The organism is Actinomadura roseirufa (genome assembly GCF_900659635.1).
Lineage (GTDB): Bacteria > Actinomycetota > Actinomycetes > Streptosporangiales > Streptosporangiaceae > Spirillospora > Spirillospora roseirufa.
The window spans coordinates 17,839-44,590 of the sequence record NZ_CAACVB010000040.1 but is presented as its reverse complement, the minus strand read 5'-3'; the positions used below and the strand labels follow the sequence as shown (position 1 = coordinate 44,590).

Below are 26,752 nucleotides of genomic sequence, written 5' to 3'. Positions count from 1 at the left end.
GCAAAACGCTCGGCTGGGAAACCCCAGCCGAGCGTCTCGCTAAGCTCCTCACACCAGCCAGTTGATCAACCGGTGTTGCGATCACCCCTAGAACCCAAGCCATATGCGTCGGGGTGCTCCACACTGTCGGGCGGTTCGAAGAGCTCCTCCCCACTCGCTTTGTTGCCCTTGCTCATAACTGGACCTCGTTTTCGGGCAGGCTCCGGTTTTCCCTGGTGAGAGCGCACCAGTCGGAGCGGGTCTGTCTTCATGGAAACGGCGATCATTAACTCCGGGGTACGGAGTCCGGCCGTGCTCTCAGTAAACCGCCGCGAAAGCGGTAACGGCCAGCGCGCAACCTGTGCATCATGGACCTGACGGCGAGGCAGTCCCGTGGCGTGATCAACGGTGATGCCTTTGTGGAGGCGGTCTCACGGCGGACCTGGGAGAAAGGTCACGAATGGCGTTGAAACGGCGCCGCCTGGCTCAACGACGGCGGTCAATGGGATATAGCCAAGAGGGCTTGGCCGAGCGACTCGGGGTGGAACGATCAACGATCGGCCGCTGGGAACGCGCTGACACCGATCCACTGCCCTACCTTCGGCCTAAACTCGCTCACGCGCTGAAGATCACGCTCGACGAGCTGACCGATGTCCTGAACGACATCGAAGAAGTCCGGAAGCGGTACGACGCACCCGGCATACCGGACGGTACCGTGGATCGGAGTCCAACTCCCGACCTCGGGGACGGCGACGTGAAACGTAGGGATCTTCTTCGCAACGCCACGGCTTTAACCGCGGGCGCGACCGTCGCGCCGGTCCTGACCACGCTCAATCAGGGGTGGCGGACCGGGGAGCGGCATCTACCTGGGGCGACGGTTTCCCAAGGCATGATCGATGATTGGGAGGACGCCTACGACATCCACGCGGCCAGCTATCGCTGCGATCCTCCCGGTGTCGTACTGGCCGCTCTTGCGGCGGACTGGTCCGACATCGCATCGCATCTCCCCCAGAACCAGCCCAAAGCGGTGGAACGCGACCTCGCGCACGCGGCCACTCGCCACGCGTTCTTGATCGCGGGCGGACTGTCGGAGATCGGGAATCGGCGCCATTCGCAACGCTGGTGGAACACGGCCCGGCACCTCGCGGACAAGTCACAAGATCGCGATCTCGCATCTCTGACCCGCAGTTTCGAGGTGACCACCCGGCTCAACGATGACCGCGCCGACCTCGGCCGCCTCATTCCGCTCATTCAAGACGCCCGACGTCTCGCGGGAACCCGTCCCACATACCCCTTGATCTACGCGGCGGCCGTAGAAGCAGAAGCACACGCAGGGGCCGGAGACTTCTCGCAGGCGATCACCGCGATCCGCGAGGTCGAAGCGCTCTTCGAGCGGCTTCCAGCGGCGGGCCCGCGCTGGGGTGAAGATCGCTTGCGTTGCAAGCAGAGCATGATCTACGCGTGGGCCGGGGACGTGAAGCGCGCCGACGAAGCCCAGGCCGCTGCCCGCGCCTACTTCGGGCCGAATGAGTACGCTGCCGTCCAGCTCAGCCTGCATGAGCCCCTGCTTCATGCACGAACCGACCCCGAACAGGCGCTCGGCCAAGCGCTCAACATCATCGACGCGGTTCCCAAGGAACGGCGCGTCGCGCGCATCCACGTGTACGCACGGCTGGTCATCTCGGTGCTTCCCGAGAAGGCACGGACTCTCCCGGCTGCGCGAGACCTGCGCGAGCTGACCACCGCCACCTGATCCCAAGGCACGACGCCCCCGGCCGTTCATCGCGACCGGGGCGTCGTCCTTGCGGGTTCATCACGCGCCAGCGCACGGGAACGAACGGCGATGGCCTCCTGTGTCGTGATGCACTGCGGCTGCTGCCGGGCCTGCTCAAAAGGCCGCACCCGGAGCCGGTGTTCATCACACACCGCTGCCCCGGACCGGGCAAGGCCCTGCCCCTGTGTCTGCCCCGACGCCGGTTGTGCCCGCCGGTCCTTTGGGCAGGCCCTCGTGCTGCTGTATGCCCACACTGCACTCGGCGGGCCGGGCACCGGCCGGGACTCGGACGAGCTGCGGCACTCGGCGCTGACTCAATCTCGGTGAGGGAGGCGCGAGCCCGCTGATGTTGATGGCCGAGTCCTGGCACAAGAAGCCCGAGAATGCGCGCCGCTACTTCCGCCCCTCGCCGGACGCGATCACCGGGGTCACCAGTCTGCTGGGCCCTGGCGATCGGTTGCCTTTTTCGAGTGTCCACCAGAAGCCGCACGGCGTCTCGGGCCGGTCCTCGGTTCCGTCGGGCGCGTAGTGCGAGCCGTGGCCGGCCCTCGCATCCTGGTCACCGAGACCAGCGCCATGCTGCGGCGCCTGGCCAGCGGCCATGAGCGGCACCGGCGAGTGGCGGAGTTTAGCCGGCGTCGAGGAGAATCCTGGCCTGTAACGCGGACTGTCCGCGACGTATGGGAGACTTCCGCTGTATGACGAACTGGCCCGAGCGTGTTCGGCGGTTGATCGACGCCAGGCGTCCGCCCCGCGAAATGCGGAAGGCATTGCAGGCGGATGCGGAGAAGGACCCGGATGCGGCACGAGACCTGGGGCACATGCTGCTGCAGGTGTCATGGTCGGATACGCAGACCGACGGTTACGGCTACCTTCCGGAAGCGGAGAAGTGGCTGCGACAAGCGGTGACGAAGCGGCCGCAAGACGCCGAGGCAACCCTCCTCCTGGCGACCTTGTTGTCGACGCAGTGTGGACAGCTCTCGGACATGGCTTTGGGAATGCGTCACCCAAAACGGTGGGACGAAGAAAGAAAGCGGAGGGCCAGCGAGGCATGTGACCTGTACGAACGGGCCCTGCAGTTCGATCCCCATTCCAGCGCCGCCGCCAGTGGGCTGGCCCTCCTCCACGAGACTCAGCGCCTCACAGGCCGTGACCGCTCAACTGTCAGTGCGGCCATAGACCTTGACGAAACCGAATCGTTTCGCTTCGACTACTTCGTCGTGCGGGCTGAGTTGCTGGTGACCAATAACGGAGACACGGTCACCCGATGGATCGTGCTACGCGACCTTGAGCAACTCTGGGGCTTTGAAATCTGCGCCTGGGAGATCAGCGAGCCAGTGACTTTCCAATACGAGCATGGGGTCCAGGTCGCACAGCATCGGCCAGCCCGGCTATCAGGCAGATCACTCTCCCAGCTCGCAGAGGAGTGGCTCGACAAGAGAGGCCCGGCGTCGCGGGCCACGCTCCTTCCCGTCGGACATCCAGCTCGCCATGACGGCGAGATTCTCCAGTACGGCGTCAACGGCGCCCAGATGGCGGACGGGTCTCTGTCGTGAACCCGACACTACGACTCCCGCGCCATCACCAAGACGGACAGGTGGTTACCTCGCCCCAGAGACCCTGGAAGCGGTGCCGCTGGGATAGCGCTCACGGGACCGGGTGCCCGCCGTCTGCTGATCGCCTCCCCTCGTCCTCGATCAGGGAGCGGGCCGTTGTGGTCCGGTAGGCCCGCGTGGTGGACGAGCGGCGAGGCTTGGATGCCCGAGGCGGGCGAGGATCCGGTTCGCGTGGCTCTTCACGGCCGGGGCGGTCAGGTTCGAACCGCTGCGTTCTTGACGCCATCAAGGCCCGCCTGGTGTCCCGCGGGCTGCCCAATGCGGACGTGACCTGCGGCTGGGAACCCCGACCGCGTCGGCGTCCTCGTGGCATTAGGCGTCCCTGCAAACGGCCTACGGCCATATAGGTCCGGCGACGTGTACAAGGTGCCGACCGTAATTGCCCTCGAAGCAGACCGAGAAGCCGTGCCGTGACCGTGACGGCGCTCTTTCTGACGACCCGGACAGCGGCCTCGGCCTTCGTGAGGACCACCCGGATGGAGGTCCACGGCGTGATCGTCAACCCCTGGAACAGGTGCTTGGGCAGGTTCGAGTGTCTCGTCCTCGAATAAATGTGAGAAAGATTCGGGATTGCTCGAACTTCTCCGTGCCGTTCGTAGATCCAGATGCCCGCATCGGGCGGTGAGTTCGTGCGGGAGCGGGTCGGGTTGATCACGTCCGGGCGGGCCAACCCCGCCGGGTGGTGTCCCATCTCACCCGGTACAGCGCGACCACGAGGGGCGCGCACCGAGGACGGGGAGCGGGACCCATGCGGAAGATCGTGATCACCGGTGTGGCGGCGGTACTGGCGCTCGGCCTGACGGCCTGCAACGGCACCGGCGACGGCAAGTCCGCGGCGGCGCCCTCCTCGCCGGTCGGCTCCGTGCCCGCGACGGGCGCCACCTCGACGCCGGGCGCCCCCAGCCCGGGCGGCGCCTCCACCCCAGGCGGCTCGTCCACTCCGGGCGGAGGGTCCACACCGGGCGGCTCGTCCGCGCCCCGGGGCTCGGGTGGGTCGGGTGCTCCGGTGGGCGAGCCCACCTCGCCCGAGCAGGCGGGCGGCAAACAGGTCAAGACGGCGTGGGGACGGCTGCAGTACCTGGCGCCGGGCAAGTTCACCGTCGGCAACGTCGTCTTCTTCACCGCCGGGGACACCGACCTGTACGTGGCGGGCGGCAAGTGCCCGGACGGCGCCGACACCCCGCCCGACGTCATGAAGTGCTCCATGACCGGGTTCGACGAATGGGTGCAGGCCGAGCCGCACAACGCGACCGTGAAGTTCTCCGGCCAGGCCGCCACCCTCATCCGGGAGACCCAGTAGCGACCGGCGCGCCGGCGAGCTCCTGTAGGCGCCGGGACGTCCGCCACCGGAATCCGGTCCGTGCCCCACGTGGGGCGTGGACCGGATTCGTGTTTTCGGCGTCACCTCAAAGAGGCTGCGGTCAGTCGTTGTGAGGCGATGTCCCATCGGGGCGTCAGGGGCAGGCGCCCGCGCCAGGTCGCCGCAAGCGAGATGTTAGGGCGCCTTTCTTACGATGCTGATGGATCTTCGCCAACGGATCCGGAAAGCGAGCAGGTCCATGAAAAGAACAGCACGCCTCGTGGCCGCGCTTGTGGTCGCGAGTTCCGCGGTCGTCACCCTGGCGGCTTCGCCGGCGTCCGCTACGGCGCCCGTTTCCAAGACAGATCCGTGGCCCGGATGTAGGGCGCACTATGTCCCGTGGGACCCCGACGAAGGGGCGGGTGCGGGGTGGAGCGACTGCACGACGCCCTACCAGGTCGCCTACCACATGATCGTCCTGAAGTGCTACTACGGTGGAGATTCCTATGGCAATTGGGCGCGGCCATGGGAAGCGTCGACTACGACCTGCGTGGACGGCAGCGGCGCGTATGCGAGTGCTGTCGCGGTCAAGTAGCTGAGCGCGCGATGCGAGGAAGCCCTGTCCCTCTGGTGAAGCGGAGGGCAGGGCTTTCCGGGCTTGTGCAGCAGAGCCACGTGACTACGAGTGCCGCCTTTCACCCGGAGACGTCACATCATGGCGGGGGGCCGGTGGTTTCGGCGATGGTGGCGAACTCGGCGATGAGCGGAGTGCGGCGCGCGGCGTCCCACACGAGGCTCACCTGGGACGGCGCCAGGTCAGCGACGGTGAAATAGGCGATGTCGGGACGGGTGTAGAAGGTCGCCACCGACAGCGGGACGATCACCAGGCCGTGACCCGCCGCGACATGTTCGAGTTTCTCCTCGACGCTGTGGAAGACGGGGGCGGGCTGCCGGGCCGGTGCGCGCATTTCCTCGGCGATGTCCCGCCATTCCGGGACGGCGTCGGGGTCCTGGAGCAGGTGCTCATAGGCGATCTCGGTGACGGGGACGTCCCGCTTGCCCGCCAGCCGATGGTCGGCGGGGACGACCGCGACTCGCGGCTCGGTGTACAGGCGCCGGATCGCCAGCCCGGTCCGGTCGACCGGCATGCGGACGAAGCCGACGTCGGCGCGGCCGTCGCGGACGACGTCGGTCTGGTCGTCCCACGTCGTCCGGACGAGGTGGACGGTGAGGTCGGGATGGCGCAGGCCGAGGGCCCGCACTGCGGCCGTCACGATCAGTCCGGGCATGAACCCGACGGTGAAGGTGCGGGGGCCGCGCGCGGCGCGCCGGACGCGCCGGGTCAGCGCGTCGGCGCCGGCCAGCAGCGGCCGGGCGTCCGCGAGCAGCTGCCGTCCGGCGGGGGTGAGCGAGGTCGAGCGCCGGTCCCGGTCGAACAGGGTCACCTTCAGCTCGTCCTCCAGTGCCCTGATCTGCCGGGAGAGCACCGGCTGGGCGATGTGCAGCGACTGCGCGGCGCGCCCGAAGTGCAGGTGCTCGGCGACGGCCACGAAGTACCGGAGCTTGCGGAGGTCCACGTCAGCCATGATGCCTTCAGGGTATTACAGCGGCGTGCACAGGTCTTGGACGCGCGAACCGGCCGGCACGCATCGTGGGAGGCGTCTCACCATCAGAAGGGAACCCCCATGTCTCTCGATGAACGGCTCACGGGCGAGCGCGTCGTGGTGCTCGGCGGCACGTCCGGGATCGGGCTCGCCGTCGCGTCGGCGGCGGCCGGGGCGGGTGCCGCCGTGACCGTCGTGTCCAGCCGGAAGGGCAACGTCGACGGCGCCGTTGAGCACCTCCCAGGCGCCGACGGCCGCATCGCCGACCTGACCGACGCCGCTCAGGTACGGGACCTGTTCGACGTGCTCGGCGACATCGACCATCTCGTGTACACGGCGGGCGATCCGCTCCTGCTCGCACCGGTCGCCGACCTCGACCTGGACGCGGCCCGGGACTTCTTCACGCTGCGCTACTTCGGTGCCCTGTCCGCCGTCCAGGCCGCCGCGCCGAGGATCCGCGCCGGGGGTTCGATCACGCTGACGACCGGCACGGCGGGGCCGCGTCCCGTCCCGGGCTCCTCGGTGACCTCCAGTCTCTGCGGCGCGCTGGAGGGGCTGACCCGCGCGCTCGCCGTCGAGCTGGCACCGATCCGGGTGAACGCCGTGATGCCGGGCGTGGTCCGCTCGAACCTGTGGAACCCACTGCCCGGCGACGTCCGCGAGCAGCTCTACAGCGACGCGGCCGCGGGCTCGCCGCTGCGCCGGATCGGCGAGGTCGACGACATCGCGGCGGCGTACCTGTTCTACATGACGCAGCCGCACGCGACCGGCGCCGTCCTCGTCCTCGACGGGGGCGCGGTCCTCGCCTGACGCGGGTCAGGGCCCGGCCTCCCGCGCCCAGCGGAGGTCGAGGGCGGGGAGCCAGAAGGACGGCCCGTCCGGCACGGCCGGGGGCTCCAGCAAGGCGAGCAACCGGACGAGGCTCGGCGCGCGGTTCTGCCGGTGCCAGACGATCGACCAGGGGAACAGCGGGACGGGCTCGACGATGGGAATCCGCACCATCCCGTCTCCGGAGGGAAGGGTCATCTCCTTCTCCGCGACGGCGACGGACCGGTTCTCGCGCTCCATCAGCTGCCGGTAGCCGAGCATGCCGATCGCGGGTTCGGCGAACCGGAGCGGGACGCCGAGCTCGGCGGCGAGCCGGGTCAGGTAGCCGTGCCACTCGGTGGAGGCGCCGGGATCGGGCATGACGATCCCGGCGTCCTTGAGCTCGGCGACGGTGAGCGCCCGCCGCGTCGCGAGGGGATGCCCGTCGAGCACGAACGCGTGCAGCGGGACGAGCGAGAACAACCGCCGGGCGAGCTCGTCCGGCCAGGGGCGGCCGAGGTCGTGGGCGCGGCCGAACGCCGCGTCGATCTCGCGGCGGAGCAGCGCGGGCACCGCCGCGGCGAGGCCCTGCCGCATGCTCGGCTCGACTGTGATCGACGGCTCCGCCGCGACGAGCCGGCGGATGGCCTCCATCGGCGTGAACCGCTCGTGGTAGACGTCGACGCGCAGCGGGACGGGCACGCCGCGGACCGCCTCGACGGCCGTGTCGAACGCGTCGAGCGCGTCGAGCGCGAGCGGCAGCAGGCGGTGCCCGGCGGGGGTGAGGGCGACCGAGCGCGTGGTGCGTTCGAACAGCGGCGCGCCGAGGGCCTCCTCCAGGCGGCCGATCCGCTTCGAAAGGGCCTGCTGGGTGAGGAAGAGCCGCGCGGCCGCCCGCCCGAAGTGCAGCTCCTCGGCGGCGGCCACGAAGGCCCGCATGCCCGCCAGGTCCGCGTCCATGCTCCCCAGATTAACAACCCCGGGTTGTGAAAGCGCCGGAAAATGTTGTTGGACGTGCGGTATGACCTGCGGATTTGCTGGGGACATGGTTGCTGACACGATCGCTCTTCACCGTCCTGCCGCCAGGGCCGAGGAGGCGGCGCTGGCCGCCGCCGAGCCGGTGTTCCAGCGGCTGCTGCGCCAGCGCATCATCGTCCTCGGACAGGAGGTCGACGACGCCATCGCCAACCGGATCTGCGGCGAGATGCTGCTGCTGTCCGCTGAGGACCGGACCCGCGACATCCACCTGTTCATCAACTCCCCGGGCGGCTCGGTGACCGCTGGGATGGCCATTTACGACATCATGCAGTTCGTCCCGAACGACGTCGTGACGCTGTCGATGGGATTCACCGCGTCGATGGGACAGTTCCTTCTGTGCGCGGGCGCGCCGGGCAAGCGGTACGCGCTGCCGCACGCCCGGATCCTGATGCACCAGCCGTCCGGCGGGATCGGCGGCACGGCGTCCGACATCAAGATCCAGGCGGAGAACATGCTGTTCACCAAGCGGCTGTTCCAGCAGCGGGTGGCGTTCCACACCGGTCAGCCGGTCGAGCGGATCACGGCCGACTCGGACCGGGACCGCTGGTTCACCGCCGAGGAGGCCCGCGACTACGGCTTCGTCGACCGCGTGGTGACGCACGCCGGGGAGGTCACCGCGTAGGCGGCGAGCTCGGTCACCGCCTCCCTCGCCGCGGTGAGGGAGGCTTCCCGATCGTCCTGGAAGGCGTGCAATGCCGGGATGTCCGCGGCCCGCGTGAACTCGGCGTGGACGAACCGCAGGTCCTCGACCCCGAGGTTGCCGAAGTATCCCCGCAGGTAGGGCTCCTGGAAGTCGAGGCCCTCGCGCGGCGCCCCGGGCCCGTAGGCGCCGCCGCGCGCGGTGACGATCACGACCCGGGTGCCGCGCAGCAGCTTGGCGCCCGTGTCGGGGTCGGCGAAGGCGCCCGGGAAGGAGAACCGGTCGATCCACGCCTTGAGAGCGGTCGTCACCGAGTAGTTGTACATCGGCGCGCCGACGAGCAGCGTGTCCGCCGACCGCAGCTCCTTGATCAGCGGCAGCGTCAGCGCCCACTCGCGCTCCTCGTCCGCGCCCTCCACCAGCGCGTGCACCTTCTCCAGCGGGACGACGCCGTGCCGCTCCACCCGGGTGCCGAGGGCGACGTAGGCCGGGGACACCATCGGGACGGGCTCGGCGAACACGTCGCGGTAGGTGTAGCCCGCCGTCCCGTTCCGTGCCCGCCAGACGTCGGCGAACAGTGCGGTCAGCCGCTTGCTGACCGAATCACCGGAATGGCTCGAATCCACGTGCAGCAGTGAGGTCACGTTCTTCCTTCTGAGTCGTTCTCGGGCATTCGAAAATCGCCTGCCGTCGGATGGCAGGCATAGGGATCAGAGTGATTACCGGGTGACCCCTTAAGCGTCGATAAGGTCGAAGGTCCGTGGCGTGGGCGCGTCTCCCATGACGTGCTCGGCCACGGCCGCCTGGGGCCTCCGAGCAGCCTCGATGTCCGGCAGCGGGTTGCCGGTGCCCTCGTCCAGGTCCGGCGGGGCCACGAATTCGGTGCCGCCCGCTGCGCGGTAGTATGCGTATCGGACGCCTTCTGGACGCCGTTCTTCCAGCGTGGAGAAAGTCTTCTGGACGGCGTCGGCGACTTCCGTCGCGCCTTTCTCGTCCACCTCGTATCTGATGATCGGCACGGCTCCCGTACCCCCTTCGATCTCGCCTCGTCGTACGTCCCACCGATATGACGACCGGCGTCGATGAGAGGTGACCCATGGACGAGCAGGACGACCTGGCCGCGCGGTTCGACGGCGCCCGCGCGCATCTGCGGAGCGTCGCCTACCGCATGCTCGGCTCGGCGGACGAGGCGGACGACGCCGTCCAGGAGGCGTGGCTGCGCGCCGACCGCGCGGGCGCCGCCGGGATCGCCAACGTGACGGGCTGGCTGACCACGATCGTCGGCCGCGTCTGCCTCGACATGCTGCGCGTCAGGCGCCGCCGGGCCGAGGAGCTCACCGGCCTGGACGGAGCCGGGGCGGCGCACGAGCCGTCCACCGGCCCGGAGGACGAGGCGGTGCTGGCCGACTCCGTCGGGCTCGCGATGCTGGTCGTCCTCGACACGCTCGGCCCGGCCGAGCGGGTCGCGTTCGTGCTGCACGACATGTTCTCGGTCCCCTTCGACGAGATCGCCGTGATCGTGGAACGGTCGCCGGTCGCGGCGAAGAAGCTGGCGAGCCGGGCGCGCGGCCGGGTCCGCGGGGCGCCCGCGACGCCCGCCGCCGACCTCGTCCGGCAGCGGACGGCCGTGGAGGCGTTCCTCGCCGCCGCCCGCTCCGGCGACCTGGACGCCCTCCTCGCCGTGCTGGCCCCGGACGCCGTCCGCCGGGTCGACTCCGGGACGCTCCCCATCGCCGAGATGCGCGGCGCCCGCCGCATCGCCGAGGAGACGGCCACCAACACCGCGCGCGCCCGCGTCTCCGAACCCGCGCTGGTGAACGGCGCGGTCGGCGTCGTCGTCGCGCCGCGCGGGCGCCTCCTGGTCGTCCTGGAGGTCTCGGTCGAGGAAGGGCGGATCGCCGCGTTCACGGTCGTCGCCGACCCGGCGCGGCTCCGGTCGATGGACCTCGCCGTACTCCCCCCGACGTAGCGGACGGGCCGCTACTTCAGGAGACGGGACATCCGGCGGTCGGCGAGCGGCTTGCCGCCGGTCTGGCACGTCGGGCAGTACTGCAACGACGAGTCGGCGAACGACACCTCACGCACGATGTCACCACAGACCGGGCATTTCTGGCCGGTCCGGCCGTGCACCCGCAAGCCGGTCTTCTTCTCGCCCTTCAGGTCCTGCGCCTCCAGCCCGCGAGAGCGCTCCACCGCGTCGCGCAGCGTGCCGACGATGGCCTCGTGCAGCGTCGCCACGTCCGCCTCGTCCAGCGACGACGCCATCTTGAACGGGGACATCCGCGCGACGTGCAGCACCTCGTCGGAATAGGCGTTCCCGATCCCCGCGACGATCTTCTGGTCGCGCAGCAGCCCCTTGATCTGGGTGCGCCTGCCCGCGAGGATCCCGGCCAGGGCCTCGGGCGTGAACGACGCGTCCAGCGGGTCGGGGCCGAGCGAGGCGACACCGGGCACGTCCGCCGCGTCCCGCACGACGTACACCGCGAGCCCCTTCTTCGTGCCGGCCTCGGTGAGGTCGAAGCCGCTGCCGTCATCGAGATGCACCCGAAGCGCCAGCGGGTTCTTACCCCCGGGACGGACGGGCCGCGCCGGGATCTCGTCCCGCCACCGCAGCCACCCGGCGCGCGCCAGGTGCACGACCAGATGCAGGCCGTCCACGTCGAGATCGAGGAACTTGCCATGCCGCGCCGCGCCGGTGACGGTCAGCCCGCCCAGCGCCGTCACGGGCGGGTCGTAGGTCTTCAACGCGGAGATGGCGAGCACATCCACCCGCGCGATGACATGGCCGACCACACGCTCGCGCAGGAAGGCCGCCAGCGCCTCCACCTCAGGCAGCTCAGGCATGTCCCCAGAGATCCCTTCCTAGGCGGACCACGATGACTGCAGGTCAAAGCGTATATCGCCACCCCAAACCCGACCCCTCCACAACTTGGTCGGGCGCCCGCGTCTGGCCCGGCGGGTTCTCCTAGGCGCGGTGGAGGTTCATGAGCATCGCCGGGTAGGGGCCGGCGGGTGCCTCGGGGGTGCCGTACTCGGGTGGGACGACGTTGTCCATGCGCATGGTCAGCTCGTCCGGTCCGGTGGGCTCGAAGACGATCCGCCAGGCGAACCCGCCTTCGTACTGGGCCTCAAGTACTTTGCCCGACAGCGTCATAGGGGCGGGCTTCTGGTGCCAGGAGTCGGCCCAGAGGGCGACGAGGGAGCCGTCCTCCTGCTCGCCGAGGGCGAGCATCCCTTCCTGGTCGCCGTCGTCCGGGTGTCGCCAGGTGTAGGCGACCGAGGTCAGGTGACCGCCCGCGCCGGGCGTCACGGTGAGGGTGGCGGGGTGCTCTGCGAGCGGATCAGAGGGCATCAGACGGAAGCCGTTGGTCCCCGCCCAGGAACCTGCGAACACGTCGAGAAACGTCACGGCCCCCACGCTAGACGCCCCCCGTCCCCCAAGCGGCCCATCCCAGACATCAGCAAACACGGTCAAGGCTTGGCCTGCACCGCACCGGCACCCTGTCCGGCTTCGGCCACCGGGCCCCCGGCTACTCGCTGGAGATGACCTGGTTGAACAGGGCGAGCGCGGCCCCGGCCGCGGCGCCGCCGGTCAGAACGCCGGACGCGAGGTCGTGTCCCGATCCGAGGGTGAGCAGGCCGGCTCCGATTCCGGTGATCGCCGCGAGCAGCAGCACCACGGCCGTCCGGAGGCTGATGAGGGACTTGTCCTGGGGGTCGGGCATTTCATCGCTCCCTATGTGGCTGGTCTTTCTGCCCTGGGGAGTAGGGCGTCTCTGGAGCCGGCCCCACGCCTGCGGCCGGATCGGGCCCCGCGCAGAAATCGCCGTGGGGTGTGCGGGGGCGTTGCCCTATTACTGCCAACAGGGACCACACGCCCAAAGGAAGGTGACAAGGTGATGAGCGCGGTCTGCTTTGGTGGCGGGAGAGGTGCGAATGGCGGGCGCACGTCTGGACGCCGACCGGCGCCTGGTGCGGTTCCTGAGCGAGCACGAGTTCACCGGGCCCGCCTACCGAAGGTTCGAAGAGGACATCGTCCGGTACGGGATCGCGGTGATCGGCGCGTGGACGCGCGAAAAGCTGATCTTCGACAAGTGCCGCGGGATCGGCATCGTCCTGCCCTGGCCCGGCGCCGAGTGGCCCAAGGACGATCAGCTGGAGCTGACCTGGGAAACGGTGGGCCGCGCCGCGGTCAAGCTCCGGGGCAGGCTGATCCGGGACGAGTGGGATCCCGGCGAGGGCGCGACGCTGAACACCTTCTTCATCCGCGGCTGCCTGTACGAGTTCCCCGGACCCTATCTGGCCTGGCATCGGGCCGAGAGCCGCCGCCGGGTCGAGGTCGCGGCCTTACCGGACCACCAGCAGGCCGACGGCCTGCCCGGACCGGAGGACATCCTGGTGGCGCGTGACGAGGCCCGGCGCAGCCTGTCCACCGTCACCGACGAGAAGGCGCGGACGGTGCTGATCCTGGCGGCGCGGGGCTATACCCACGCCGAGATCGCCCACCTCCTCGGGGACGGTGCCACCGCCCGGTCGGTCGAAGGGATGCTGTACCGGCAACGGAACCGGTTCCGCCGCCGACGAGCGGGGGGAGCGCGCTCATGACCGACGATGAGGCGCTCGCCGAGGTCGACCGGCTCCTCGCGGACAGTTCGCTCGGCGACGACCCGGCACGACGACTCCGCGACCGGGTCTCCCCGCGGGAAGCGCGATGGGCCCTGGAACGCGGGCGCCCCGACTGGACGGGCCGCACGACGCCCAGGGCCGCGTTCACCCCGCCGGCCGCACCCGAACCGCCCTCTCGGCCGAGAGCAGGGCGCGGCGCCGAACCGCCCGCGGTCCCGGCGAGGACGGCGAGTGGCGAGCTCACCGTGACACTGGGTTCTTCCGGCGCGGCCACCGGACACCGCCGCCGCTGGAGCAGCCCTGTGCTGCTGAGCGTCGTGGCCGTCCTTCTGATCGCTTTCGGAGTCGGCGAATCCTCCTCCGGATCGCCCACCACGCGGGAGCCGGCACTCATCACTCCTCTCGTGCCCTTCACCGGCTTCGCCGGCACGGTGGCCTTCAGCCCGGACGGCCAGATTCTCGCCACCGGCCCCGCCGAGGGGAGCATCAGCCCGGTGGAACTGCGGGACGCGAGAACCCGCCGCCCGCTCGCTCCGCTCCCCGGCACCTTCGATCACGTCAGGTCACTGGTCTTCAGTCCGGGCGGCGATCCCCTCGCCACCGGCGAGGACGGCGGCACCGTAGAACTGTGGGACGTACCGTCCCGTCGCCGGATGGCCCGGATCCGCTCCGACGGTGCCGGTGTCTCCGCCGGGCTGGCGGCGTTCAGCCCGGACGGCAGGATCCTGGCCACCAGCGGCGGCGGCAGTGCCGTGGTGACCCTGTGGGACATGCAGGTTTCACCGATCCCCAGGAGATTCGGCCGGCTCACCGGCGCTGCCGATCGCATCCGGGCACTGGCGTTCAGCCCGGCGGGCCGGATCCTGGCCACCGGCGGTGATGATCACACGGTGCGGCTCTGGGACATCGGTTCCAGCAGCCCACTCGGCACGCCCCTCCTCCCCGTTCACAGCGGCGGCGTCCTCTCGGTGGCGTTCAGCCCGGACGGCCGCACCCTGGCCTCGGGTGACCAGGACGGCACGGTGCGGTTGTGGGACGTGGCCACCCACGCCCAGATCGCCGAACTCACCGACCACAGTCCGGCCGTGAACTCGGTGGCCTTCAGCCCGAACGGCAGGATCCTCGCCACCGGAGACGAGGGCGGTTTCGCCCGCCTGTGGGACGTCGGCGCCCGCAAACCACTCATCAAGTTCACCGCCCACACCGGCGCGGTCGAGTCGGTGACCTTCAGCCCCGACGGCACCATCCTGGCCACCACCGGCCACGGCGAAACGGTGCACCTATGGCGCCTACGCCCCTAACCCGACCGGCGAACAGATCATCGCGCCGGCCGTGAGGTTCGACCTCGAATTCGTCGTCCGGTCAGGAGCCGGGCGCGTGCCTCAGTTCGTGGAGTTGCTCGGAGAAGTTCCGCGTCATCTGGTCGGCCGGGTACCGCTCGCTGATCTCCTGCCGCAGTTCGTCGGCGACCAGTAACAGCGATGGGAGGCACTTGCGGTCGGCGTGAAGGGCGTCCTGACCTCGCTGGACGGCCTCCTCCAGTTCCCCAGCGCGTGCCGCCACCGCTGCGAGGGTGATGCGGGCCTCGGCCATGCGCATGGGCGCCAGGTCCTCACCGTCCGGGCCGCGCCCGGTGCGCAGGACCTCGGTGGCATGGGCCGCCGCGCGGTCGTTGGCTCCCAAGACCCGGTAGGCGTCCATCGCGTAGAACCTGACGCCTATGCGCGGCTCGGTGCTCTGATGTCGCGGCGTCACGCGTTCGGGCTGGAGACCGTTCTGCAGCGTCGCAAGCTGATCGTGATCAATCCGAAGGCGCCGGGGTGCTGCCCGGACGTGCCGCGTCCGGCGGACACGGTCACGTGCAAGCCGCGTGCGGAGGACGGCGAAAGGTTGTGGTTCTTCACGTCGTGGGGGAAGCCGATCGCCGAGGCCGATCGCATCGTGGACGCGGCAGAGCTCCCCGCGTCCACTTCGTCCGGGGAGCGATTGACGGAACTGGCGCTGCTGATGAGCAGGCGGTTCTCCGGCATCGCGCCGATACTGCCCTCTGGGACGGAGATCCGTGCCGGGTCACCAGGTTAGGCCGGCGGCTACTGGTAGGTGGTCGCTGCTGGTGGAGGGGAGGACCCACGAGCTTCTTGGTTTTACGCCTCTGACCAGGATCTGGTCGATTCGTACCATCGGGAACTCGGCCGGCCAGGTGAAGCCGAAGCCGTCGCCGGCCTTTTCCTGGGCCGAGTGCAACTGCGAGGTGAGGCCGGTGAACGCGCGGTCGTTCATGGTGCCGTTCAGGTCGCCGAGCAGGACCACGCGCTCGTTCCGCTCGGCGGCGATGGCCTTGCCGAGCGCCTGCGCGTTCCTGTCGCGGTCCGCCGTCGAAAAGCCCGCTCTGGGATTCACCCGTGCGGAGCCCAGGTGGGCCACGTACACCGCCAGCGGGCCGTGAGGCGTGGCGACCGTGGCGCGCAGTGAGCGCATGTCGGCCAGTTTGACGTCGAGCGGTTTGGTGGCCGCCAGCGGTCCGACGTCCATCATGGTGTCGATCGGCCGGGTGTCCGACAAGGGGCGCTTGCTCCACAGGCCGACCGTGCCCTGCACCGTGTGGTACGGGTACGCCTGCGCCAGCGCGTTCTCGTAGGTGCCCCGGGCCTGCTCGGTCAGCTCTACCAGCGCCAGCACGTCCGAGCGGGAGGCGATCAGGGCGCGGGCGGTGCCGGCCGGGTCGGGGTTGTCGGCGCCGACGTTGTGGCCGACCACGATGAGGTCGGCGCCCGCGTGGGACTTGTCGCTCAGCAGGCCGCCGAAGAGGTTCAGCCACACGACGACCGGCAGCAGCAGCGCGACCAGCGCGGAGGCGGAGCGGCGCCACAGGGCCCCGGCCAGCAGCACCGGGACGAGCAGGCCGAACCACGGCAGGAATGTTTCCGTCAGGCTGCCGAGGTGACCGATCCGGTTCGGGATCTGCGCGTGCAGCAGCATGAACAGGCCCAGCAACAGCGCGAGCGCCGCGAGGACCAGGCCGCGCTTCCAGGGGCCGGGCCGGGAGCCGATGTTGATCGCCCGGCGGACGCCTTTGCGCCAGGTGCCCGTGTCCCTGTCGTGGATGCCGTCGTGTTCGGTCTCCAGTATGTCCACCTGCGGCATCGTCTGGCCTTGCTCGCTGCCGGTCACTGTCGCGTCCTCGGGGCCTGGGTGGGGTGGGCGTGCCCACGGCGGGTGACCACGACCGAGTGCGGGCGAGCCGGACGAGGAGTTCTGCGAACGGTGGGTCGTCGTTCGTGCCGATGGTGGGGTTCGGGTCATGCTGCCAGTTAAGGCGGCGTGGTGTTGTCAGCACGTATGCGGTTTTCCATACGCGGACGATATGTGGCCTGTGGCGGCGACCTCGGCCGGACGTCCCGTCGCGAACTTCAGTGATTCGGCGTGGCTGTTGGGGATCATCGCTCTCGGTGACGTCTCGTGCCTCAGAATCATCAGGGGGGTTGTGCGGAGTCGTCCACAGGGCTGTGGAAGCCTGTGGAAAACCCTGTGCGCAACCATGGATCCGCCTGCGGTTGCGGGCATCTCGTGGGAGATACCTCGACAAATGTCGACGGACCGTCGAGACGGGGTCGGTCCGGAAGATCCCGGGGGTGTGGATAACTTCCGCGTAACGACCCACCGGTTCGCCTGCCGGACGGGGGGCGGCGATGCCCGGGAGTGTGACCGGAGTCTCGAAACAACCCCTACCCCCTAGGGGTTGTTCAGACTGCCGGGTTATGGCAGCATGAGGGCGTCGGGATACCCCCCCAGGGTAAATTCGAGGAGGACGAGATGAGCACCGCCACCTACACCGTCACCGGAATGACCTGCGGCCACTGCGTGAACGCGGTCACGGAGGAGGTCGAGCAGGTCGCGGGCGTCACCGCAGTGGACGTCCAGCTCGACTCCGGTCTCGTGACCGTCACCAGTGAGAGCCCCGTCGACGTCGCCCTGATCAAGGACGCCGTCGAGGAGGCCGGGTACGAACTCAAGCCCTGACACCGGGGCGCGGACGACGGGGAGTGAAAGACGATGAACACCGCGGCAAAGCTGGGGGTCTACACGCTGGGCCTGGCCGTCGCCTTCGGGGGCGCGATCGGGATCGGCAAGATCGTCGGACCGGTCGGCGCCGAGGCCGACACGGGCGGGCACGGCGGGCACGGAGGCGGGAGCGGGCACGCGCACACCGGCGCGGCGATCCCCGGGGGCCTCCAGGTCTCGCAGAACGGCTACACGCTGAGCCCCCTGCAGACGACGGTCAAGCCCGGCGAGCTGACCGACTTCCGATTCACCATCAAGGGGCCGGACGGCAAGCCCGTCACCCGGTTCAAGCCGCTGCACGGCAAGCGGCTGCACCTCATCATCGCGCGCCGTGACCTGTCGGGGTTCCAGCACCTCCACCCCGAACAGCTCGGCGGGGGCGTGTGGGCGATCGCGCTGGTGCTGCCCAAGCCGGGGGCCTACCGGTTCTTCACCGACATCCAGCCCGTCGGCGCCAAGGAACAGCTCACGCTGGGCACCGACATCATCGCCCCCGGGGAGTTCCAGCCCGAGCCGCTGCCCCAGCCCGAGCAGGCCGCGTTCGTCGACGGCTACGAGGTGACGCTGGCGGGCGGGCTCGCGCCCGGGAAGACGTCCAAGCTCACGCTCACCGTGAGCAAGGGCGGTCAACCGGTGCGGGACCTGGAGGTGTACCTGGAGGCGTACGGCCACCTGGTGGCGCTGCGCAGCGGTGACATGGCCTACCTGCACGTCCACCCGGACGGGGACCCCGGCGACGGCAAGACCAGGCCGGGTCCGGAGATCACGTTCTACGCCGAGGCGCCGAGTGGCGGCGCCTACCGTCTCTACCTGGACTTCCAGCACGAGGGGAAGGTCAGGACGGCCGAGTTCACCGTGTACGCCGGGGCTTCGGGCGTGCCCGTGGAGACGCCGGGGGACGGCCACACCCACACCCACTGACATCCCGGAACGAGCCAGGCGGAGGAGGAGCGATGACGACCGGCGCCGTATCGGACGCGGAACCCGGCCGGATCGAGCTGCTGATCGGCGGTATGACGTGCGCGTCGTGCGCCGCCCGCGTCGAGAAGCGGCTCAACAAGATCGAGGGCGTGACCGCGACCGTCAACTACGCGACCGAGAAGGCCAAGGTGGAGTTCCCCTCGGGGGTATCCACGGCGGACCTGATCGCCACCGTCGAGAAGGCCGGCTACACGGCCGAGCCGCCTCCGCCGCCCAGGCCCGAACCGTCGGCCGGGGACGAGGCGGCGGACGAGCCGGAGCGGGACGAGGCGCTGCGCGCGCTCCAGGACCGGCTGGTCACCGCGATCGTGCTGTCGGTCCCGGTCATCGCGATGGCGATGATCCCGGCGCTGCAGTTCACGAAGTGGCAGTGGTTGTCGCTGGTCCTGGCCTCGCCCGTCGTGGTCTACGCGGGCTGGCCTTTCCACCGGGCCGCGTGGACCAACCTGCGGCACGGCGCCGCGACCATGGACACGCTGGTGTCGGTCGGGACGCTCGCCGCCTACGGCTGGTCGCTGTGGGCGCTGTTCTTCGGCACCGCGGGCGAGCTGGGGATCAAGCACGGCTTCGAGTTCTCCATGTCCCGCTCGGACGGGTCGATGAACATCTACCTGGAGGCCGCGTCCGGGGTCATCGCGTTCATCCTCGCGGGCCGCTACTTCGAGGCGCGCTCCAAGCGCCGCGCGGGGGCGGCGCTGAAGGCACTGCTGGAGCTCGGCGCCAAGGAGGTGTCGGTCATCCGGGACGGGCGGGAGGAGCGCGTCCCGGTCGGCCGGCTGGCGGTGGGGGACCTGTTCGCCGTCCGGCCGGGCGAGAAGATCGCCACCGACGGGACGGTGGAGGAGGGCTCGTCCGCGGTGGACGCGTCGCTGCTGACCGGCGAGTCCGTCCCGGTGGAGGTCGGGCCGGGCGACGCCGTGGCGGGCGCGACCGTGAACGCGGGCGGGCGGCTGCTGGTGCGCGCGACCCGGGTCGGCGCCGACACCCAGCTCGCGCAGATGGCGCGGCTGGTGGAGGAGGCGCAGACCGGCAAGGCGCAGGTGCAGCGGCTCGCCGACCGGATCTCCGGGATCTTCGTGCCGGTGGTGATCGCGCTGGCCCTGGCCACGCTCGGGTTCTGGGTCGGCACCGGCGCCGGGGCCGGCGGGGCGTTCACCGCGGCGGTCGCCGTGCTGATCATCGCCTGCCCGTGCGCGCTGGGCCTGGCCACCCCGACCGCCCTCATGGTCGGGACGGGACGCGGCGCGCAGCTCGGCATCCTGATCAAGGGGCCGGAGGTGCTGGAGTCGACCCGCGCCGTCGACACGGTGGTGCTCGACAAGACCGGGACGGTCACGACCGGCCGGATGGCGCTGGTCGAGGTCGTCACCGCGGACGGCGTGGACGCCGACGAGGTGCTCCGGCTGGCCGGGGCGCTGGAGGACGCGTCCGAGCACCCGATCGCGCAGGCGATCGCCCGCGGCGCGCGGGAGCGGGTCGGGACGCTCGGCGCGGTCGAGGACTTCGCGAACGTCGAGGGCCTCGGCGTCCAGGGGATGGTGGACGGGCGCGGCGTGCTCGTCGGCCGCCCGCGGCTGCTCGCCGAGTGGTCCCAGCACCTGACCCCCGAGCTGGAGCGGGCGCTGGAGGACGCGCAGGCGCTCGGTCACACCGCCGTGGCGGTGGGCTGGGACGGCGCCGCCCGCGCCGTGATCACGGTCGCCGACCAGGTGAAGCCGACCTCGGCGGAGGCGGTGGCGCAGCTGACCGCGCTCGGGCTGCGGCCGGTGCTGCTGACCGGCGACAGCGAGGCCGTCGCCCGGACGGTGGCGGCCGCCGTCGGCATCGAGGAGGTCATCGCCGAGGTCCTGCCGCAGGACAAGGTCGACGTCGTCAAGCGCCTCCAGGGCGAGGGACGGACGGTCGCGATGGTCGGCGACGGCGTCAACGACGCGGCGGCGCTCGCCCAGGCCGACCTGGGGCTGGCCATGGGCACCGGCACCGACGTCGCGATCGAGGCGTCCGACCTCACGCTCGTGCGCGGCGACCTGCGGGCCGCGGCGGACGCGATCCGGTTGTCGCGGCGCACGCTCCGCACGATCAAGGGCAACCTGTTCTGGGCGTTCGCCTACAACGTGGCGGCCCTGCCGCTGGCGGCGTCCGGCCTGCTCAACCCGATGATCGCCGGTGGCGCGATGGCGTTCTCCTCGGTCTTCGTGGTGAGCAACAGCCTGCGGCTGCGCCGGTTCAGGCCGCTCACCGCCGACGCGGCCGCGGTCCCCGCCGAGGTGGCCCGGCCGGAGGTCCGGGCGGCCCGCTGACGGTCTTCGCCCGATCACGCGCGGTCCTCGAAAAAGGGGGGCCGCGCGTGAACGTTTCCATGCCTTTCTGGCAACCTGGGGCGAACCAGCATCGTCACACGGGGGTGAGGGCGAAGGGAGCACGACCACGATGAGGATCGCCGAGGAGCTTCTCCTGCTGGCCATTCATCCGGTCGGCGGGCGTCCGGTCATCGGGGCCGGGCGGCTCGATCTCGCCCTCGCCGGCGCGATCCTGGCGGACCTGGCCCTGGCCGGCCGGATCGTGGTCGACGGCGGCCGGGTGCGGGCCGCCGCGCCCGGCCCGGTCCCGGTCCCGGCGCCGCCGCGCGATCCCGAGCTGGACGGCGCGCTGGCGATGATCGACGCGGTTCCGGGCGTGCCCGCGGCCTTCGCGGTCGTCCGGCTGAGCGGCGCCGACCTGCGGGTCCGGCTGCGCAACGGGCTGATCGGGCTCGGCATCCTGGCGGAGGAGGAGCAGCGGATCCTCGGGGTGCTGCGCTCCAGCAGCCACCCGGAGCTGAACCCGGCGCCGCGCCGCGTGATCCTGGCCCGCCTCGACGCGACGCTGGCGGGCCGTGCGCCCATCGAAGCGCCGGCCGAGGCGCCCGCCGTAGCGTTCGCCGCCCGGACGGCGGCGCTGCTGGTCGTCGCGCACGCCTGCGGCCTCGCCCGCGCGCTCTACCCCGAGCACCCCGACCTGGACCGGCGCGTCGGCGACATCGCCGCCACCACCGTCGCGTGGACGGCCCACGCCGTCGCCAAGGCCATCGCCGACACCCGGCCGGGGACGACGGCGTCCCCCTGCGCCGCGGGAGGAGCCCCCGCCACCTGAGGCCGGGCGGGCGCGGGGCCGATCAGGCGTCGCGCAGGGTCGCGACCAGGGAGGCCAGGGACGGATCGGCCGCGGCCTCGTCGAGGGACTCGGCGAGCGTCTCCCGGTAGGTGGGGGTGGCCTCGGCCACGAGGTCGCGGCCCTCCTCGGTGATCACCGTGTAGACGCCGCGGCGGTCCCGCGGGCACATGTCGCGGTGGGTGAACCCGGCGTTCTCCAGGCGGGCGACGAGGCGGCTGACCGAGCTCTGGTTGAGCCCTATGAGGTCGGCGAGCTCCTGCATGCGCAGCTCGCCCTCGTCGGCGCGGGTGAGCCGGCACAGTGCGCGGAACTCCGAGAGCCCGATGCCGTGCCGCCGTTGCAGCGCCTTCGACAGGCGGTGCTCGACGCGGCCGTGCAGGGTCACGACGCCGTCCCAGACCCTGGCGTCCGGAACCGCCCGGGGGTTCACAGCGACCGCCGCTTGTTCAGCGGTCTCGGCGTCCTCGACGGACGCGTCCTTCACGACAGGGATCATCCCGCCACCTCGGCTTCCCGTTGACAGCACTCTACATGCAGTGCCAATATCTGCATGTACATGCAACTCATGCAGGTACATGCAAATTTCTGGAGGACGTCATGGGAACCGAGATCGAGCGCATCGCCACCACCCCCGACTGGTACGAGCCGTACCGCATCTCCCAGGCCATCAGGGCCGGTGGATTCGTCTACGTGTCCGGGCAGGCGGGCTTCGACGAGCAGGGCCGCACGGTCGAGGGCGGCTTCCTCGAACAGGGACGGCAGGCGTTCCGCAACGTGGAACGGGTGCTGGCCGAGGCGGGCCTGGGCCTCGGCGACATCGTCAAGATCGGCATCTTCGTCCGGGACATGGCGGCGGACCTCGACGACGTCATCCGGCTGCGCGAGGAGTTCCTCAGCGAGCCCTACCCCGCCGACACCCTCCTTGAGGTCTCCTCCCTCGCCCAACCCGACTGGCGGATCGAGGTCGAGGCCATCGCCCTCGCCCGCTGACCCCCGTCCGACCGACGAAAGGCCACGATCATGGACAGCCCCCTCCTGCGCCCCTACGAAGGCCCGCACCTCACCCTGCCCAACCGGATCGTCATGGCGCCGATGACGCGCGAGAGGGCGGACGACGCCACCGGCGTCCCGTCCCCGCTGACGAAGGACTACTACGCCCAGCGCGCGACGGCCGGGCTCATCGTGACCGAGGGGATCTGGCCGAGCCCGATCGCCAAGGGCGGCCCCGGCGTCCCCGGGCTGGCCACCGACGCGCAGGTCGCGGGGTGGCGGGAGGTCACCGGCGCCGTCCACGCCGCCGGCGGGCGGATCTTCGCCCAGCTCTGGCACGTGGGACGGATGACGCATCCGCTCATCCTGGACGGCGGCGTCACGCCCGTCGCGCCGTCCCCGGTGCGGATCGTCTCCGAGCAGATCTGGACCGCCGAGGGCTGCGCCGAGCACGTCACGCCGCGCGCGCTGACCGCCGCCGAGATCGAGACGACGGTCGCGGACCTGGCCGCCGAGGCGCGCAACGCGATCCGCGCCGGCTTCGACGGGGTGGAGGTGCACGGAGCGAACGGCTACCTGATCCACCAGTTCCTCGCCGAGAACACCAACCGCCGCACCGACGGGTACGGCGGCTCGCTCGCCGGGCGGCTGCGGTTCGCGGTGGAGGTGGTCGAGGCGGTCGCCGCCGAGGTCGGCCCCGGCCGCGTCGGCCTGCGGATCTCTCCCGACAACCCCGAGAACGAGCTGGTCGAGGAGGACCCGCAGGGCACCTACCGCGCGCTCGTCGCGGCGGTCGAGCCGCTCGGGCTCGCCTACCTGCACGTCATCGAGCGTGGCCGCTACCGCGCCCTCGCCGACCTGCGGCCCCGCTGGGAGGGCACCCTCGTCGCCAACTTCAACGGCCCGCGGCCCACCGGACGGGCCGCCGCCGAGGAGGCGCTCTCGGCGGGCCTCGCCGACCTGTTCTCCTTCGGCCGGCTGTTCATCGCCAACCCCGACCTGCCCGCGCGGTTCGCCGCGGACGCGCCGCTGGCCGAGCACGACCCGGCCCTCGTCCACGGCGGGGGCGCCGAGGGCTACACCGACTACCCGGCCCTGGCCGTCCGGCGCTGACCCGTCAGCGTGGGACGTCCCAGAAGGCGATCTCGTGGCGCATGCCCTCCAGGAACAGGGCCTCGGCGCGGCCGGGGTCCCCGCCCGCCTCGTCGATCATCTGCGCGACGCGGCGGGTGAGCGCCGCGAAGCCGGGGTCGGCGTAGGTGTCGACCCAGCGGCGGTAGCGGGGCTCGGCGGGCGGGTCGGCGGCCAGGCGGGCGCCGAGCGTGGAGTAGCCCCACATGCAGGGGTAGAGCGCGGCGAGGCCATCGGCGTAGGACGCGGCGCCGTCCAGCAGGAAGGCGGTGTAGGCGGCGCAGGCGGGCCCCTTCCGGGCGCCGTCCAGGTCGGCGCCGAACCCGGCGGACAGCGAGCGGTGCAGCTCCAGCTCGTCGTGGTAGGTGGCGTGCGCGAGGTCGACGAGGTCGCCCAGGTGCGCGGCGGGCGCCTGCCAGGCCAGCCGGGAGAAGACGCGCACGTAGTCGAGGAGGAACAGGTAGTCCTGCTCCAGCCAGGAGCGGAACACCGCCTCGCCGAGGTCACCGCGGGCGATGCCCCGGACGGTCGGATGGTCGAGCTGCTCCTCGACCAGCGGCAGGCCGAGTTTCTCCAGATGGGCCGCGAGACTCATGCCCGCAAGTCTCCCATCAGGGACGAGACGGGCCTCACCGGACCGTGACGGCCCGGTGAGGCCCATGGGCCGGTGCGCGGGTCGCCTCTCGGCGTATGGCACAACACGGCTCCAGCCGGACGGTATTCCGTGAAGGCGAAAGGTGAGGCCCGGGGACACCAGGCACACCGGCTTACCCTGTTGAACCAACGTGCCCCGCGGGTTTGTTCCCGGCCCCGCGTCCGTCTCGGCGGGGGCCGGGATCACTTCGAGGTCGGCTGGACGCCCGGCGCGTCCGCGAACGTGCCCGTGCGCCGGATCGTGTGCCAGCCCAGCCGGGCGCCGAGCAGCGCGGTGACCGCCGACTGCACGACGACCAGGTACATCAGCTGCCGGTAGACGACCTGCTGGAGCGGCAGGGCCCACAGCGGGCGCAGCCGCTCGCCGTCCAGCCACAGCGCGTAGCCGCCCGCCGCCGTCTGCGCCCCGACGAAGGCCGTCCACATCAGCACGGGCGCGACCGGGTCGAGGAAGAGGACCCCGTACAGGGCGAACAGGTCGACGGCGGGCGCGAAGAGCGGCAGCACCACCTGGAACACCGCCAGGTAGGTCAGGCAGCGCCGGCCGAACCGTCCCGACTCGCCGTGCTCCACGACCGACCGGCGGTGCTTCCACATCGCCTGCATCGTGCCGTAGCACCAGCGGTAGCGCTGCCGCCACAGCTGCCGCAGCGACGACGGCGCCTCCGTCCACGCGATGGCGTTCTCCTCGTACACCACGCGCAGGCCCGTCCGGCAGATCGCCATGGTGAGGTCGGTGTCCTCGGCGAGCGTGTCACCGGGGACGCCGCCCACGCGCGCGAGGACCGACCGGCGGAACGCGCCGATGGCGCCCGGGACGGTCGGCATGCACCGCAGCACGTCGAACATGCGGCGGTCGAGGTTGAACCCGATCACGTACTCGAGGTGCTGCCAGCGGCCGATGAGGCCGCGGCGGTTCGCGACCTTGGTGTTGCCGCTGACGGCGCCGACCCGCGGGTCGGCCAGCGGCGCGACGAGGTGGCGCAGGGTGTCGCGCTGGAACACGGTGTCGCCGTCCACCAGCACCAGGACCTCCGCGGACGCCGCCGCGATCCCCGCGTTCAGCGCGCTCGGCTTGCCGCCGTTGACCTTGCGGATCAGCCGGACGCGGGGCAGCGCGAGCCCGGCGACGATCGCGGCGGTGCGGTCGGCGGACCCGTCGTCCACCACGACCACCTCGATCTCGCCCGGATAGTCGGTGTCGAGCAGCGACCGGACCGTCGCCGCGACCCCCGCCTCCTCGTTGTAGGCGGGCACGATCACCGACAGGGGCGGGAACGGGTCGGGCGGCAGCTCGTCGTACCCGGGGACGCCCGGCAGCACCGGCGCCCCGCGGACGCGCCCGTCGCCGCCCGGCGGGGACCGCCGCGCCCGCCGCCTGCCCCGGGGCAGGTCGCGGCGGACCCGGCGGACGTGCACGTGCGCGAGCGCCAGCAGCAGCAACAGCCGCGCCGTGTACAGGACGCCCGCCACCCCGAACAGCCCGCCGAGCGCTCCCGTCAGCGCCGCCGCGGTCTGCTGCGCGGCCACGAACGTCCAGCCTGCGGCCCGTTCCCGTCCCGCGACCGGCACGTCGGCGGCGGGCAGGCCCAGCGCCCGGGTCAGCGTCGTGAAGCGGTAGCCGCGCGGGCCGAGCCGGTCGATGATCTGCTCGACCGCCGCGAGGGTCTGGGTCCGGTCGCCGCCCGCGTCGTGCAGCATCACGACCGCGCCCTCGCCGCGCCGCTGCGCCGCGAGCGCCGCCTGGACGATCTTCTCCGTGCCCGGCTTCGCCCAGTCCTCGGTGTCCCGGTCGGTCAGCGCGATGATGTACCCGTCCTTCGCCGCCCGCCGCGCCGCCCCCCACTCGGGCGCCGTCAGGCCGTCCGGACCGGACGAGTACGGCATCCGCATCAGGTTCGTGTGCACTCCCGCCGCGCCCGCGAGCGCGCGCTGCGTGAGGTCCAGCTCCAGCTTGTTCCGCCAGGACGGAGCCGTCGCCATGTCCACGTGCGTGTACGTGTGCGAGCCGATCTCGTGGCCCTCGCGGAGGATGCGCCGCGTCAGGTCCGGATGCTCGGCGACGCGCGCGCCGACGGTGAAGAAGGTCGCGTGCGCGCCCTTGCGCCGCAGCACGTCCAGCAGCCGCGGCGTCCACTCCGGGTCGGGGCCGTCGTCGAAGGTCAGCGCGATCGTCCGGGCGGGCATGCGGAGGCTGTGGGGCGTGCCGTCCACCAGCTTCACCACCGGACCGCCCGAGGTCACCTCGGCCGGCGCGGGCACCGGGTGCGCCGGTTCCTCGTGCGGCGCCTCACCGACCGCGCCGTGGGCGTAGCCGTCCAGCAGCAGGCACACGGTCAGCGCGAGACCACCGAGCAGGAGCAGGACCCAGTGGCCGCGCGGTTCACTGCGCCGCAC

The 26,752-nt window shown here is 71.1% G+C and carries 27 protein-coding genes; 15 read left to right on the top strand and 12 right to left on the bottom strand.

Annotation, left to right across the window (positions count from 1 at the left end):
* Window positions 1-439: 439 nt before the first annotated feature.
* The 3 genes from E1291_RS11970 (at window position 440) to E1291_RS43215 (ending at window position 4,669) form a co-directional block, all read left to right on the top strand.
* Window positions 440-1,732 (top strand): helix-turn-helix transcriptional regulator, encoded by a 1,293-nt coding sequence (locus E1291_RS11970; protein ID WP_131737830.1) that lies wholly within the window; start codon window positions 440-442, stop codon window positions 1,730-1,732.
* Between the two features lie 719 nt (window positions 1,733-2,451).
* Window positions 2,452-3,309, top strand: a complete 858-nt coding sequence (locus tag E1291_RS11965; protein ID WP_131737829.1) for a tetratricopeptide repeat protein — start codon at window positions 2,452-2,454, stop codon at window positions 3,307-3,309.
* An 808-nt stretch (window positions 3,310-4,117) separates the two neighbouring features.
* Window positions 4,118-4,669 carry a hypothetical protein gene (locus tag E1291_RS43215; protein ID WP_207400693.1) on the top strand — a complete coding sequence of 184 codons (552 nt, stop codon included), beginning with the start codon at window positions 4,118-4,120 and terminating at the stop codon, window positions 4,667-4,669.
* 713 nt (window positions 4,670-5,382) lie between these two features.
* On the opposite strand, the gene E1291_RS11955 is transcribed toward E1291_RS43215, so the two are convergent.
* Complete coding sequence (locus E1291_RS11955; RefSeq protein WP_131737828.1) at window positions 5,383-6,255, bottom strand: LysR family transcriptional regulator; 873 nt, start codon at window positions 6,253-6,255, stop codon at window positions 5,383-5,385.
* 99 nt (window positions 6,256-6,354) lie between these two features.
* On the opposite strand from E1291_RS11955, the gene E1291_RS11950 reads away from it, so the two are divergent.
* Window positions 6,355-7,083: an SDR family oxidoreductase gene (locus E1291_RS11950; protein ID WP_131737827.1), complete on the top strand. Its 729-nt coding sequence runs from the start codon at window positions 6,355-6,357 to the stop codon at window positions 7,081-7,083.
* A gap of 6 nt (window positions 7,084-7,089) precedes the next feature.
* Here the strand turns inward: E1291_RS11950 and E1291_RS11945 are convergent, their stop codons facing one another.
* Window positions 7,090-8,040 (bottom strand): LysR family transcriptional regulator, encoded by a 951-nt coding sequence (locus E1291_RS11945; RefSeq protein WP_131737826.1) that lies wholly within the window; start codon window positions 8,038-8,040, stop codon window positions 7,090-7,092.
* An 85-nt stretch (window positions 8,041-8,125) separates the two neighbouring features.
* On the opposite strand from E1291_RS11945, the gene E1291_RS11940 reads away from it, so the two are divergent.
* Entirely contained in the window at window positions 8,126-8,740 is a 615-nt protein-coding gene (locus E1291_RS11940) for an ATP-dependent Clp protease proteolytic subunit (RefSeq protein WP_131737825.1), read from the top strand.
* On the opposite strand, the gene E1291_RS11935 is transcribed toward E1291_RS11940, so the two are convergent.
* Together E1291_RS11935 and E1291_RS11930 are read right to left on the bottom strand one after the other, a co-directional pair.
* Window positions 8,689-9,402 (bottom strand): FMN-dependent NADH-azoreductase, encoded by a 714-nt coding sequence (locus E1291_RS11935; protein ID WP_131737824.1) that lies wholly within the window; start codon window positions 9,400-9,402, stop codon window positions 8,689-8,691. The genes E1291_RS11940 and E1291_RS11935 overlap by 52 nt on opposite strands.
* A 90-nt stretch (window positions 9,403-9,492) precedes the next feature.
* Window positions 9,493-9,777, bottom strand: coding sequence for a hypothetical protein (locus E1291_RS11930; protein ID WP_131737823.1), 285 nt, complete (start codon window positions 9,775-9,777; stop codon window positions 9,493-9,495).
* 77 nt (window positions 9,778-9,854) lie between these two features.
* Between E1291_RS11930 and E1291_RS11925 the strand changes: the two genes are divergently transcribed.
* Window positions 9,855-10,727: a sigma-70 family RNA polymerase sigma factor gene (locus tag E1291_RS11925; protein ID WP_131737822.1), complete on the top strand. Its 873-nt coding sequence runs from the start codon at window positions 9,855-9,857 to the stop codon at window positions 10,725-10,727.
* Between the two features lie 11 nt (window positions 10,728-10,738).
* Here E1291_RS11925 and E1291_RS11920 read toward each other — a convergent pair whose 3' ends face one another.
* The 3 genes from E1291_RS11920 to E1291_RS11910 all read right to left on the bottom strand — a co-directional run bounded on the left by E1291_RS11920 (window position 10,739) and on the right by E1291_RS11910 (window position 12,483).
* Window positions 10,739-11,602 carry an Fpg/Nei family DNA glycosylase gene (locus tag E1291_RS11920; protein ID WP_131737821.1) on the bottom strand — a complete coding sequence of 288 codons (864 nt, stop codon included), beginning with the start codon at window positions 11,600-11,602 and terminating at the stop codon, window positions 10,739-10,741.
* A gap of 121 nt (window positions 11,603-11,723) precedes the next feature.
* A complete protein-coding gene (locus E1291_RS11915; protein WP_131737820.1) occupies window positions 11,724-12,167 on the bottom strand; it encodes a hypothetical protein in 444 nt (147 codons plus the stop codon).
* A gap of 121 nt (window positions 12,168-12,288) precedes the next feature.
* On the bottom strand, window positions 12,289-12,483 hold the full coding sequence (locus tag E1291_RS11910) for a hypothetical protein (RefSeq protein WP_131737819.1): 195 nt from the start codon (window positions 12,481-12,483) through the stop codon (window positions 12,289-12,291).
* A gap of 211 nt (window positions 12,484-12,694) precedes the next feature.
* On the opposite strand from E1291_RS11910, the gene E1291_RS11905 reads away from it, so the two are divergent.
* Window positions 12,695-13,363: a hypothetical protein gene (locus tag E1291_RS11905; RefSeq protein ID WP_131737818.1), complete on the top strand. Its 669-nt coding sequence runs from the start codon at window positions 12,695-12,697 to the stop codon at window positions 13,361-13,363.
* On the top strand, window positions 13,360-14,685 hold the full coding sequence (locus E1291_RS11900; protein WP_131737817.1) for a WD40 repeat domain-containing protein: 1,326 nt from the start codon (window positions 13,360-13,362) through the stop codon (window positions 14,683-14,685). Before E1291_RS11905 ends, E1291_RS11900 begins: the two co-directional genes overlap by 4 nt.
* 61 nt (window positions 14,686-14,746) lie before the next feature.
* On the opposite strand, the gene E1291_RS11895 is transcribed toward E1291_RS11900, so the two are convergent.
* The gene (locus tag E1291_RS11895) at window positions 14,747-15,139 is read right to left on the bottom strand and encodes a hypothetical protein (protein ID WP_207400692.1); all 393 of its coding nucleotides are present in this window, start codon (window positions 15,137-15,139) and stop codon (window positions 14,747-14,749) included.
* Between E1291_RS11895 and E1291_RS11890 the strand changes: the two genes are divergently transcribed.
* Window positions 15,125-15,466, top strand: a complete 342-nt coding sequence (locus E1291_RS11890; RefSeq protein ID WP_131737816.1) for a hypothetical protein — start codon at window positions 15,125-15,127, stop codon at window positions 15,464-15,466. The genes E1291_RS11895 and E1291_RS11890 overlap by 15 nt on opposite strands.
* On the opposite strand, the gene E1291_RS11885 is transcribed toward E1291_RS11890, so the two are convergent.
* The gene (locus tag E1291_RS11885; RefSeq protein ID WP_242614093.1) at window positions 15,455-16,555 is read right to left on the bottom strand and encodes an endonuclease/exonuclease/phosphatase family protein; all 1,101 of its coding nucleotides are present in this window, start codon (window positions 16,553-16,555) and stop codon (window positions 15,455-15,457) included. The genes E1291_RS11890 and E1291_RS11885 overlap by 12 nt on opposite strands.
* A 642-nt stretch (window positions 16,556-17,197) precedes the next feature.
* On the opposite strand from E1291_RS11885, the gene E1291_RS11880 reads away from it, so the two are divergent.
* From E1291_RS11880 to E1291_RS11865, 4 genes are all read left to right on the top strand, one after another.
* Window positions 17,198-17,404: a heavy-metal-associated domain-containing protein gene (locus tag E1291_RS11880; protein ID WP_131737815.1), complete on the top strand. Its 207-nt coding sequence runs from the start codon at window positions 17,198-17,200 to the stop codon at window positions 17,402-17,404.
* Window positions 17,405-17,437: 33 nt separating this feature from the next.
* A complete protein-coding gene (locus E1291_RS11875; RefSeq protein ID WP_131737814.1) occupies window positions 17,438-18,367 on the top strand; it encodes a DUF8832 domain-containing protein in 930 nt (309 codons plus the stop codon).
* A gap of 32 nt (window positions 18,368-18,399) precedes the next feature.
* Complete coding sequence (locus E1291_RS11870; protein WP_131737813.1) at window positions 18,400-20,727, top strand: heavy metal translocating P-type ATPase; 2,328 nt, start codon at window positions 18,400-18,402, stop codon at window positions 20,725-20,727.
* Window positions 20,728-20,857: 130 nt separating this feature from the next.
* Complete coding sequence (locus tag E1291_RS11865) at window positions 20,858-21,559, top strand: GOLPH3/VPS74 family protein (RefSeq protein WP_131737812.1); 702 nt, start codon at window positions 20,858-20,860, stop codon at window positions 21,557-21,559.
* A 22-nt stretch (window positions 21,560-21,581) separates the two neighbouring features.
* On the opposite strand, the gene E1291_RS11860 is transcribed toward E1291_RS11865, so the two are convergent.
* Complete coding sequence (locus E1291_RS11860) at window positions 21,582-22,076, bottom strand: MarR family winged helix-turn-helix transcriptional regulator (protein ID WP_131737811.1); 495 nt, start codon at window positions 22,074-22,076, stop codon at window positions 21,582-21,584.
* 101 nt (window positions 22,077-22,177) lie between these two features.
* Between E1291_RS11860 and E1291_RS11855 the strand changes: the two genes are divergently transcribed.
* Both E1291_RS11855 and E1291_RS11850 read left to right on the top strand, forming a co-directional pair.
* Window positions 22,178-22,570, top strand: coding sequence for a RidA family protein (locus E1291_RS11855; protein ID WP_131737810.1), 393 nt, complete (start codon window positions 22,178-22,180; stop codon window positions 22,568-22,570).
* A 30-nt stretch (window positions 22,571-22,600) separates the two neighbouring features.
* Window positions 22,601-23,683 (top strand): alkene reductase, encoded by a 1,083-nt coding sequence (locus E1291_RS11850; protein ID WP_131737809.1) that lies wholly within the window; start codon window positions 22,601-22,603, stop codon window positions 23,681-23,683.
* 4 nt (window positions 23,684-23,687) lie between these two features.
* Here E1291_RS11850 and E1291_RS11845 read toward each other — a convergent pair whose 3' ends face one another.
* Window positions 23,688-24,296, bottom strand: a complete 609-nt coding sequence (locus E1291_RS11845; protein ID WP_131737808.1) for a TenA family protein — start codon at window positions 24,294-24,296, stop codon at window positions 23,688-23,690.
* Between the two features lie 242 nt (window positions 24,297-24,538).
* Window positions 24,539-26,752, bottom strand: coding sequence for a bifunctional polysaccharide deacetylase/glycosyltransferase family 2 protein (locus E1291_RS11840; protein WP_278045254.1), 2,214 nt, complete (start codon window positions 26,750-26,752; stop codon window positions 24,539-24,541).

What these genes read in the sequence shown, in the direction of transcription:
- E1291_RS11920 (WP_131737821.1), bottom strand. Translation starts at nt 11,602, where the DNA reads ATGCCTGAGCTGCCTGAGGTGGAGGCGCTGGCGGCCTTCCTGCGCGAG.
- E1291_RS11850 (WP_131737809.1), top strand. Translation starts at nt 22,601, where the DNA reads ATGGACAGCCCCCTCCTGCGCCCCTACGAAGGCCCGCACCTCACCCTG.
- E1291_RS11940 (WP_131737825.1), top strand. Translation starts at nt 8,126, where the DNA reads ATGGTTGCTGACACGATCGCTCTTCACCGTCCTGCCGCCAGGGCCGAG.
- E1291_RS11945 (WP_131737826.1), bottom strand. Translation starts at nt 8,040, where the DNA reads ATGGACGCGGACCTGGCGGGCATGCGGGCCTTCGTGGCCGCCGCCGAG.
- E1291_RS11925 (WP_131737822.1), top strand. Translation starts at nt 9,855, where the DNA reads ATGGACGAGCAGGACGACCTGGCCGCGCGGTTCGACGGCGCCCGCGCG.
- E1291_RS11950 (WP_131737827.1), top strand. Translation starts at nt 6,355, where the DNA reads ATGTCTCTCGATGAACGGCTCACGGGCGAGCGCGTCGTGGTGCTCGGC.
- E1291_RS11845 (WP_131737808.1), bottom strand. Translation starts at nt 24,296, where the DNA reads ATGAGTCTCGCGGCCCATCTGGAGAAACTCGGCCTGCCGCTGGTCGAG.
- E1291_RS11860 (WP_131737811.1), bottom strand. Translation starts at nt 22,076, where the DNA reads ATGATCCCTGTCGTGAAGGACGCGTCCGTCGAGGACGCCGAGACCGCT.
- E1291_RS11890 (WP_131737816.1), top strand. Translation starts at nt 15,125, where the DNA reads ATGTCGCGGCGTCACGCGTTCGGGCTGGAGACCGTTCTGCAGCGTCGC.
- E1291_RS11900 (WP_131737817.1), top strand. Translation starts at nt 13,360, where the DNA reads ATGACCGACGATGAGGCGCTCGCCGAGGTCGACCGGCTCCTCGCGGAC.
- E1291_RS11855 (WP_131737810.1), top strand. Translation starts at nt 22,178, where the DNA reads ATGGGAACCGAGATCGAGCGCATCGCCACCACCCCCGACTGGTACGAG.
- E1291_RS11865 (WP_131737812.1), top strand. Translation starts at nt 20,858, where the DNA reads ATGAGGATCGCCGAGGAGCTTCTCCTGCTGGCCATTCATCCGGTCGGC.
- E1291_RS11905 (WP_131737818.1), top strand. Translation starts at nt 12,695, where the DNA reads ATGGCGGGCGCACGTCTGGACGCCGACCGGCGCCTGGTGCGGTTCCTG.
- E1291_RS11875 (WP_131737814.1), top strand. Translation starts at nt 17,438, where the DNA reads ATGAACACCGCGGCAAAGCTGGGGGTCTACACGCTGGGCCTGGCCGTC.
- E1291_RS43215 (WP_207400693.1), top strand. Translation starts at nt 4,118, where the DNA reads ATGCGGAAGATCGTGATCACCGGTGTGGCGGCGGTACTGGCGCTCGGC.
- E1291_RS11880 (WP_131737815.1), top strand. Translation starts at nt 17,198, where the DNA reads ATGAGCACCGCCACCTACACCGTCACCGGAATGACCTGCGGCCACTGC.
- E1291_RS11970 (WP_131737830.1), top strand. Translation starts at nt 440, where the DNA reads ATGGCGTTGAAACGGCGCCGCCTGGCTCAACGACGGCGGTCAATGGGA.
- E1291_RS11965 (WP_131737829.1), top strand. Translation starts at nt 2,452, where the DNA reads ATGACGAACTGGCCCGAGCGTGTTCGGCGGTTGATCGACGCCAGGCGT.
- E1291_RS11910 (WP_131737819.1), bottom strand. Translation starts at nt 12,483, where the DNA reads ATGCCCGACCCCCAGGACAAGTCCCTCATCAGCCTCCGGACGGCCGTG.
- E1291_RS11870 (WP_131737813.1), top strand. Translation starts at nt 18,400, where the DNA reads ATGACGACCGGCGCCGTATCGGACGCGGAACCCGGCCGGATCGAGCTG.
- E1291_RS11955 (WP_131737828.1), bottom strand. Translation starts at nt 6,255, where the DNA reads ATGGCTGACGTGGACCTCCGCAAGCTCCGGTACTTCGTGGCCGTCGCC.